This is a genomic window from Phytopseudomonas flavescens, from assembly GCF_900100535.1.
Taxonomy (GTDB): domain Bacteria; phylum Pseudomonadota; class Gammaproteobacteria; order Pseudomonadales; family Pseudomonadaceae; genus Aquipseudomonas; species Aquipseudomonas flavescens.
Genome location: NZ_FNDG01000035.1, coordinates 20,626 through 28,335 on the forward strand (window position 1 = coordinate 20,626; position 7,710 = coordinate 28,335).

The 7,710-nt window shown below is 56.3% G+C and carries 12 protein-coding genes and 1 tRNA gene; 4 read left to right on the forward strand and 9 right to left on the reverse strand.

What is annotated here, in order from left to right:
- The first annotated feature begins 81 nt into the window (after positions 1 to 81).
- Together BLR94_RS26435 and BLR94_RS26440 are read left to right on the forward strand one after the other, a co-directional pair.
- The gene (locus BLR94_RS26435) at positions 82 to 966 is read left to right on the forward strand and encodes an alpha/beta fold hydrolase (protein ID WP_084308932.1); all 885 of its coding nucleotides are present in this window, start codon (positions 82 to 84) and stop codon (positions 964 to 966) included.
- Between the two features lie 82 nt (positions 967 to 1,048).
- Positions 1,049 to 1,122 (forward strand) — tRNA-Gly (locus BLR94_RS26440).
- 669 nt (positions 1,123 to 1,791) lie between these two features.
- Here the strand turns inward: BLR94_RS26440 and nadS are convergent.
- The 7 genes from nadS to BLR94_RS26485 all read right to left on the reverse strand — a co-directional run bounded on the left by nadS (position 1,792) and on the right by BLR94_RS26485 (position 6,059).
- Positions 1,792 to 2,079 (reverse strand): NadS family protein, encoded by a 288-nt coding sequence (gene nadS, locus BLR94_RS26450; protein WP_084308930.1) that lies wholly within the window; start codon positions 2,077 to 2,079, stop codon positions 1,792 to 1,794.
- Positions 2,080 to 2,084: 5 nt separating this feature from the next.
- Positions 2,085 to 2,399 carry a type II toxin-antitoxin system RelE/ParE family toxin gene (locus tag BLR94_RS26455; protein WP_084308929.1) on the reverse strand — a complete coding sequence of 105 codons (315 nt, stop codon included), beginning with the start codon at positions 2,397 to 2,399 and terminating at the stop codon, positions 2,085 to 2,087.
- 42 nt (positions 2,400 to 2,441) lie between these two features.
- Entirely contained in the window at positions 2,442 to 3,434 is a 993-nt protein-coding gene (locus BLR94_RS26460; RefSeq protein ID WP_175154264.1) for a phage integrase, read from the reverse strand.
- Complete coding sequence (locus BLR94_RS26465; RefSeq protein ID WP_084308927.1) at positions 3,434 to 4,714, reverse strand: hypothetical protein; 1,281 nt, start codon at positions 4,712 to 4,714, stop codon at positions 3,434 to 3,436. Before BLR94_RS26465 ends, BLR94_RS26460 begins: the two co-directional genes overlap by 1 nt.
- Positions 4,715 to 5,246: 532 nt before the next feature.
- Positions 5,247 to 5,636, reverse strand: a complete 390-nt coding sequence (locus BLR94_RS26475; protein WP_084308926.1) for a hypothetical protein — start codon at positions 5,634 to 5,636, stop codon at positions 5,247 to 5,249.
- Positions 5,629 to 5,844 (reverse strand): hypothetical protein, encoded by a 216-nt coding sequence (locus tag BLR94_RS26480; RefSeq protein WP_084308925.1) that lies wholly within the window; start codon positions 5,842 to 5,844, stop codon positions 5,629 to 5,631. The genes BLR94_RS26475 and BLR94_RS26480 overlap by 8 nt, the downstream gene beginning before the upstream one ends.
- Complete coding sequence (locus BLR94_RS26485) at positions 5,841 to 6,059, reverse strand: hypothetical protein (protein ID WP_084308924.1); 219 nt, start codon at positions 6,057 to 6,059, stop codon at positions 5,841 to 5,843. Before BLR94_RS26485 ends, BLR94_RS26480 begins: the two co-directional genes overlap by 4 nt.
- Before the next feature lie 124 nt (positions 6,060 to 6,183).
- Here BLR94_RS26485 and BLR94_RS28115 point away from each other — a divergent pair, with 124 nt between their 5' ends.
- Positions 6,184 to 6,450: a DNA-binding protein gene (locus tag BLR94_RS28115; RefSeq protein ID WP_084308923.1), complete on the forward strand. Its 267-nt coding sequence runs from the start codon at positions 6,184 to 6,186 to the stop codon at positions 6,448 to 6,450.
- A 54-nt stretch (positions 6,451 to 6,504) separates the two neighbouring features.
- Complete coding sequence (locus BLR94_RS26495) at positions 6,505 to 6,921, forward strand: hypothetical protein (protein WP_084308922.1); 417 nt, start codon at positions 6,505 to 6,507, stop codon at positions 6,919 to 6,921.
- A 33-nt stretch (positions 6,922 to 6,954) separates the two neighbouring features.
- Here the strand turns inward: BLR94_RS26495 and BLR94_RS27410 are convergent, their stop codons facing one another.
- Positions 6,955 to 7,311 carry a hypothetical protein gene (locus BLR94_RS27410; RefSeq protein ID WP_139207523.1) on the reverse strand — a complete coding sequence of 119 codons (357 nt, stop codon included), beginning with the start codon at positions 7,309 to 7,311 and terminating at the stop codon, positions 6,955 to 6,957.
- Between the two features lie 74 nt (positions 7,312 to 7,385).
- Positions 7,386 to 7,710 (reverse strand): IS3 family transposase (locus tag BLR94_RS26500; protein ID WP_139207524.1); only part of this gene is annotated, 325 nt, incomplete at its 5' end.

Consider the following 7,710-nt stretch of genomic DNA (forward strand, 5'->3'; position numbering starts at 1 on the left):
GGCGTTTTGCTGATCACTCGACCCGCAGGGCTCACTGCATCGCCGTCAGCCACCCGCATCCTTGCGCCAGGAGCAATATCAATGAAACCCGCCACGGCCATCATCGATACGAAGAGGGGGTACAAGGTATACACCGAGTTCCATATCAACCCGGTGGCCAGAAAGACCATCGTGCTGGTCAATGGCTCGCTGTCGACGACGGCCTCTTTCGCGCAAACGGTCAAATACCTGGGCACCCGCTTCAACGTGGTGCTCTATGACCAGCCTTACGCCGGCCACTCCAGACCGCACAACCGCAACGACCACTGCATCAGCAAGGAAGACGAAGCCGCCATCCTGCTGGAACTGATCGACCATTACCAAGCGCACTACCTGATGGCCTTCTCCTGGGGAGGTATCGCCAGCATGCTTGCCCTGAGCGAACGCCCGGTCAGCCTGAAAAAAGCGATATTCGCCTCGTTCTCGCCGATTCTGAACACGCCCATGCTGGACTACCTGAATCGCGCCCTGGTCTGCCTGAGCCAGCAAGACGGTGACAAGGTGGGCCACCTGGTCAACGACACCATCGGCAAGTATCTGCCATCGCTCTTCAAACGCTACAACCACAGGCACATCAGCAGCCTGAGCGGCCACGAATACCGGCAGATGATCGCTCACATCCATCAGGTGCTACGCATGCAGGCCCACTGCCACATGAACCGCCTGAGCAGCATCGATATCCCGCTGCTGTTCATCAACGGCGAACACGACGAATACACCTCCGCCACGGATGCCAGCCTGATCGCCCGCTACATCCGCGACTGCCAATTCGCCAAGGTCGACAACGCCGGCCATTTCATCGACATGGAACACAAGGCCGCCTGGCGGCAGAGCCAGAACGCCCTGCTCGGTTTTCTACACGGCGATACCGCCGCCGGCAGGCGCCCTATCAGCCCTCTCAGCGCGCGACACGCCATGGCCGTATGAACCAAAAACACGTTTGAATAGCATTCCAGCCGACACAGGCTTCATTTCACGGCCGACTTCAGGTATAAAGGCGCACGCAAAAGCGGGCTTCGTATAATGGTATTACCTGAGCTTCCCAAGCTCATGACGAGGGTTCGATTCCCTTAGCCCGCTCCAGATCAAAAACACTAAAGCCCTGTTTTTACAGGGCTTTTTTGTGGGCGGCGTTTGGGGGTGTCGATGAAGTGTCGACTGTGAGATTTAGCGGTAGGGCAACCTGCAGGTGATCCCGCGAGATATCGGGTAAAGCGATAAGTCGTGACTAATAGCCATATCCGCTAAGGAGCATGCCACTCCATCCCGTAAAGAAAAGAACAATAGGAGCAATCAACAGATACAGCAACACGTAGCAAACCTTCTGATATACAAACTCACTCCGCAGAAATAGCACTCCGAAAAAACCAATAACGAGAGAGGCTATACCCGCATAGGCCACGCTCCCCTCGGCAACAGTCCTAGGGATAGGTCTGAACAACCCTGCTGAATACCCCACTAGGAGAGGCAGCCAGAACGAAGTGCCGATAGCCAAAAGCCGCAGGCAATTCTGGTATGTGAAAACCCCGTTAGATACATCGTTGTCCATGCGCCACTCCATAGCGGTATAAGTCGCTCAAGAGCTAATCTACTCGACTACCGAGAAGACTGTCGAAGATTGGATTCAGCCGTAGCGCATCTTGAGGAAGAGGTTCGATGCCCTTAGCCGCTCCAGATCAGAAACACTAAAGCCCTGTTTTTACAGGGCTTTTTTGTGGGCGGCGCTTGGGGGTGTCGATGAAGTGTCGAAACCTACGCGGACAGTGCCTGGATGACGTGCTTGGGGTCGTTGTGTATAGCACGCAGCAACGCCTTGGCCGGGCCGGTCGGTTCGCGTCGGCCTTGTTCCCAGTTGCGCAGGGTGCCGAGCTGCACATCGATCATGGCCGCGAACTTGGCTTGCGTGAGACCAGTGGCCTTGCGGATCTCTTTCACCTGCAGGGCGTCCACGGTGAATTCCCTGGATGGCTGGCGTTCGCCCCGGTGAATCTCGTCCATCTGCTGAACGCTTTCCAGCAGGTCGTCGAAGAACTTGTTCATGGTGATTACCTCCACCGATCAATAATGTGCTTGAGCACTTTGCGCTCATCGGCCGACAGATCATCCTTCTCGTTCTTCGGGTAGATCAGCAACAGCGCAATCTGCGAAGCGGACGTGAAGTGATAGTAGATGACCCTGGAGCCACCCCGTTTGCCATGGCCGCTTGAGGCAACCCGTACCTTACGGATGCCACCTGTACCTTCGATCACATCACCAATGTCTGGCCGGTCTGCCAGCTCACGCTGAAACGCGGAATAGCTGTCGTCAGTCAGCAGCTCTTTCAGGCGCTTGGTGAAGATGGGAGTCTCGATAAAGATCATGCCGAAATAGTACGCCAGTGGCGCACCTCCATTCAATTGGTTTCAGTGTGAGAAGTCAGCCATAGGCCCCAGCCTGATCGCGTCATTCAAGTGCTCAGGCGCCAAGTGCGAATAGCGCATGGTCATGGCCAACGACGCATGCCCCAGGATCTCTTTCAGCGTCACGATATGCCCACCACCCATGATGAAGTGAGCCGCGAAGGTGTGGCGCAGTATGTGGCTGGCCTGCCCTTTCGGCGGGTTGATGGTGGTCAGGTGCAGCACTTTGCGGAACACGCCCATGCAGTTGGTGAACGGGCCATGCTCTGCCCAATGCTCCTGGATGGATTGCACCAGGGACGATGACACCGGCACAGCCCTGACACGCTTGGACTTGGTATTGGCGAAGGTTATAACCCCGCCGCCGATCCTTGCAGGGGTCAAAGCCTGAGCCTCTCCCCACCGACACCCGGTCGATAGACAGATCAGCGCCACCATGTAGGTATGTGGCCCGGTCGTGCGGTCGCGCAGGGCGTTGAGTAGCTCGGTTATCTGCGGCTTGGTCAGATAGGCCAGCGGGCGTTCCTGCAGGCGGATGGGCTTGATGCGGGTGAACGGGCACGGGTAGTCGATCACGTCGAGCTTATGCAGCTCGTTGTAAACGGATTTGAGGTAGCCCAGGCGATTGTTCGCCGTCTTGCCGGTAACGCCCTTGGCGATCCAGCGAGCGCGAGCCGAGGCAATCACCGAACCATCGACCTTATGGGCCACAGGGTCACCCATGAACGTGGCTGCAGCCTTGAGAATGGTGAAGCGGCGCAGGCCATCCGACAGGGCCACACCATGCAACTCATACCAGAGCTGCACCAGCTCGGAGAGGCGGCGTTTGTCCTTGGGCTTGGGCGACCAGTCGCGGTTATCGACGACCTTGGTTCGGCACGTGGCTTCAAAGCGCTGGGCTTCGGTCTTGGTCTTGAAGGTCTTGCGGAAGCGCTTGCCCTTGATGGGTTCAACGTCGACCTTCCAACGGCCATCCGGCAATTGGAATATGGCCATCAGACGGCCCTGCCCCACCGCACATGTCGCTCTGTGAGCAGATCCCGGATGTGTTTGTAGAGATCGTCCTGGGTCATATCCTTGGCTGCGTAGTGATCGCGGATGACCGGCCAGCAGTCCCATTGCTGGAGGGTCTTAAACGCCTTTTTTGCGCCCACCTGCTCCCTTGCAAGTAGGCTGATGAAGTTTCCCAGGAACAGCTCCACGTTCTTGCCCGAGAAGCCGTTTGATGTCTTGTAGTAGCGCTTGTATTCGGTGTCATCGAGCAGCGAATCCACCGGCAGATCCACGCGGATATCATCACGGATCAGCGTCCAGATCGGCTCGAAATACCCAGGGCGGGTCAGCAGCTTGAATTGCCTCAAGCCATAGCGCCACAGGCCGTCCAGATGCCCTGCAAAGGCCGCAAACGAGCTGGTATCAATCACCGCATTGGTTTTCAGATCCACCGAGCCGCTGGCGAATTGCTGGATGATCGAATGGTGATAGCGCAGCTCTACGCGCCACACGTCCGCCTTAGGGTCGTAGTTGTCCGGGTCGTTGGCGTCGAAGCTGTCGCGGCGCTTCCAGACGCTTTCCCAGTAGTCGAGTTTGTCGGTAGCGCGGGCCTGTTCGGTCTTGTTGTAGATCGCCAGCTGTACGCCACTGGCAGAGCCGAACATAAAGGTTTCGCCGCGGCCATAGGTGCTGGATTTGGTCGTCCAGTTGATCTCGTTGATGCCCGAGATATCGCGCTGATTGCGTGCCCGGCAGTGCATGCGGGCGACCAGATCTACAGGCGGTTTCCAGCCCTGCAGGTCTAGCGCGAGGTGAACGGCGCACTGGTTGATTTCCAAGTGGCTCAGCACTTCGGCGGCGTACAGATCCAGGCGCTGCTGCAGGCGTTCGGGTGACAGGGCGTCGATGGCATGGGGCGACACTTCGATTTTCAGGTGCGGGCCAATGCTGTCGATCTTCGCGTTGAAGTTCTTCACCAGCAGGATGATGCCCAGGTCAGCGTTCTGCAGCTTGTACTGGTAACCGGAGTCCTTGCTGACACGGCCAGAGTGCCAGGTACTGCCAGCAAACTGCACCATCGTGCCCGGCTTCTCGAACAGCGCCATGATTTCAGGGCGGATCATGCCACGGTAGAGCTGGCGAACCGTGTCCACCCCGCAACGCAGTAAACGAACGCGGGACAGGTCGACCATGGCCGTCGTGCCCGGGTCGATGAACAGACGCCCACTGGCATCCTCGCGAGCGAGCATGTCCAGACGCATGAAGTCTTTTGCCTTTGCCATTTCTATTTACCTAATGCTGATTAATGCGGAATGTTCACTGTGTTTATCTGACGTGTTACAGGGACGTCAGCGCGGAGGCGCGTGCCTCGCTCGCGCCTCCGTTCTGAACTGAACCACTCCAGCGCTCGCTCATGCGCGCCTCACCGCTAGCGCTCCCTCGCGCGCGCCGTGCCGTCGCACGCAAGGCATCGCCAGCGGTTTCGCACACCTCTCTCTCAATCTGGCTTGTTGGGTCTATGAAGGGATTCCCTCTCCGTTCCTGGCAGGGTTGTTCCCGGGTATACAGCGAGGGTTGGAAGCGCCAATCGGGGGGCAGGTTGGCGACCCACATGATCAGCAGGATCACCGGGAGCAGGAGCGCGAGCGGGCCTTCGAGAAGGAACAGGGCGCGGGAGGTGATGCGGACGGGAGGGATGATTGACACCAAGGGCGCTGCCCTTGTCATCCCGCTCTTGCCGCCGAGGGCTCGGGAGCATGGGGTGGTGAAGCTACCCCACACTCCCGCTGATAGGCTGGTCATAGGTGCAGGGCCTCAAGGGTGCGCTGCGCCCGTGCTTCCGTTCGACGGAACGGTAGAGCTGTTCCGACGAGCCGGGAGCGCGGCCCTTGACCCCTCTTGAATAGGTCGGGTCATACGGCCCAGTACGTTGCCGGAACTCTGCCGGTCGCGGTGCCGTATCGCCCGAATGGTGCGGATGCTCGAAAAGAAGGTTTCGTCGGGGTGACGCGACTTACCGTCGAGATCCATCGTCAGGAGATAGCCGTGTTCGTAAACGCCATCCATTGGCAGAACAAAGCCCAGAACATGAAAGCAGCGCCACATCGGTTCGGGGTCTTGCTCCCAAACCAGCTCCATTAGCACCGTCTGGCCAACGTATGAAGCGGCGTTCGAAGGGTTAACTACATCGAGCTGATTAGGCATGGCTGTAGTCTCCTGGGTTGAATGCAGTTTTGCCCTTGCTCATATCAGCGCGGATACGAGCAAGGTTGACCATGCGAAAGTCAGCTAGCCGCATGCTGGGAATGGCGCCGCTATCAACCCAATTGATGGCTTCCTCAACGGACACGCCGCTCATTTCAGCGAAGGTCTTGATGCTGCAGAGGTCGAGGCTGTCGTCTTTCTTCTTCATAGCGTCCATTCCTGTTCAAGAAGCTGCTGGTGCAGCAGGGCCACGTTGACCATGGTGCGCTTGCCGACCTTCTGCGAAGGCAGATAGCCGCGTTCGAGCCAGCTGCGTACCACCAAAGGTTCATCCGCCATGCCGATCCACTCGGCGAACTTCGGCCATGGCATCAAAGGCGGGGCGCCATGGAGCTTTTGGGAGTCGAGACCTTCCTTATCCATCTGCTTTGTTCCACTATGTTCAGCATTGATAACCAACCAGCGAAATGGGTAACTACTACCCATGGAGTGATTGTTACCCATCTTTTATGGTGGGGCAATAGCTACCCAGGAAAAAATATTCGATATGCCAAGCGCATCCGATAGAGCACGCGCATTGATCAAGCTAGTGGGGCCCAAGCGGGCTAGCGAGCAAGGTGGGGACTACGAACGCTGGAGAAATGTCAGCAAGGGCGCCGTACGAGTGAGCGCGGACGAGATAGACGTATTGGTGAAGATCTACCCCCAATACGCCCTTTGGCTGGCAAGCGGCCAGATCGCGCCCGAGGCAGGCCAAACAAGCCCGGATTACGACGAAGCCAACCGAAACTTGAACCAACCCAACGCGGGATAGCGATCACCCAGGAAGTAGCCAGGCGCTGGATTGCCCGCAGAAAGGACTCTGACGATGAAGAAGACCATTAGAGCAGCAGGAATTGCATTTATCGCGCTAGCCACCCTGAGCGCAGTTGCCGAACCTAAAGATCCCACTCAAAGCGATGTCATAGACTCGGCAAGCCAGGCCATCACCGACCTGATCATCAAGCCAATGCACCAGGACTTGAGCGACAGGATGATGCGCGGCTTTGCAGAGAACGGAGGCGCAATGGCTCCGGGCGCCAAAGCCTACCTAGAAAAGAGAAAGATCGAAGAGCAGATCGCCTACGACGAGGCCATGAAGCAGAAGCACACCGCAATTATTGAATCGAAGCGCTGCAAAGTCGACTGCAAACCCCGTCCGATTCAAGAATGTCTAAAGCACGATTATACAATTGACGATGATGTTCTTGGTTGTTCGAGAGGCGAAATAATTAAGTGGTGGTAACTAAACAAAGCAAGCTTGCTATTAAATCTATACTCACTGAGTGGCCTTAACCCCAACAGAGAAATCTATCGCACCATTAGCTGAATCAATTAGCGGAGTGGTGGAAGTGATACTGCTAGAAATGCTATGCGATCGTAAAACATCGTAAAGATACTTACTTGCCTCATAATCTTCCCCATATTCACCGTGCTCTTTAGGAAGACCAATTTGAATGCCTATGGGGTCGACGTCGTACCCAATTGTAAATAAATCGGTAGATATTCCTGAAGGAGTAACAATCCAACCAGCACCTTTGAAAACCTCAATAAAATCTAGAGCGTACTCTTTGCCCTCTGGATTGTCCGGGGAAATAACTGAAACAGCTTGCCCCCTAAATCTCTCAAGAGCCAATATCAAACTTTCTTTCTGAATAGAAGTGAGCCTGCGCGGAGAGAGTTTTTGCTCTATGAATCGCCCCGGCTTTCCTAGACACTTTCCAAGCTCTGGAAATAGCGCTTTTCAAAATCCACTGGCGATAGCTGCATAGCGCTGCTGTGCCGGCGTTTAGGGTTATAAAACATCTCGATGTAATCGAACACATCAGCGCGTGCTTCTTCACGAGTGCCGTAGGTTTTCCGCCTGATGCGTTCGCGCTTCAGCAGTTGGAAAAAGCTCTCTGCCACGGCGTTGTCGTGACAGTTACCGCGCCGGCTCATGCTACTGATTAGGTTGTTGGCCTTGAGGAAACTTTGCCAGTCCAGGCTGCTGAACTGGCTGCCCTGGTCTGAGTGGATCATCACTTCCTGCTTG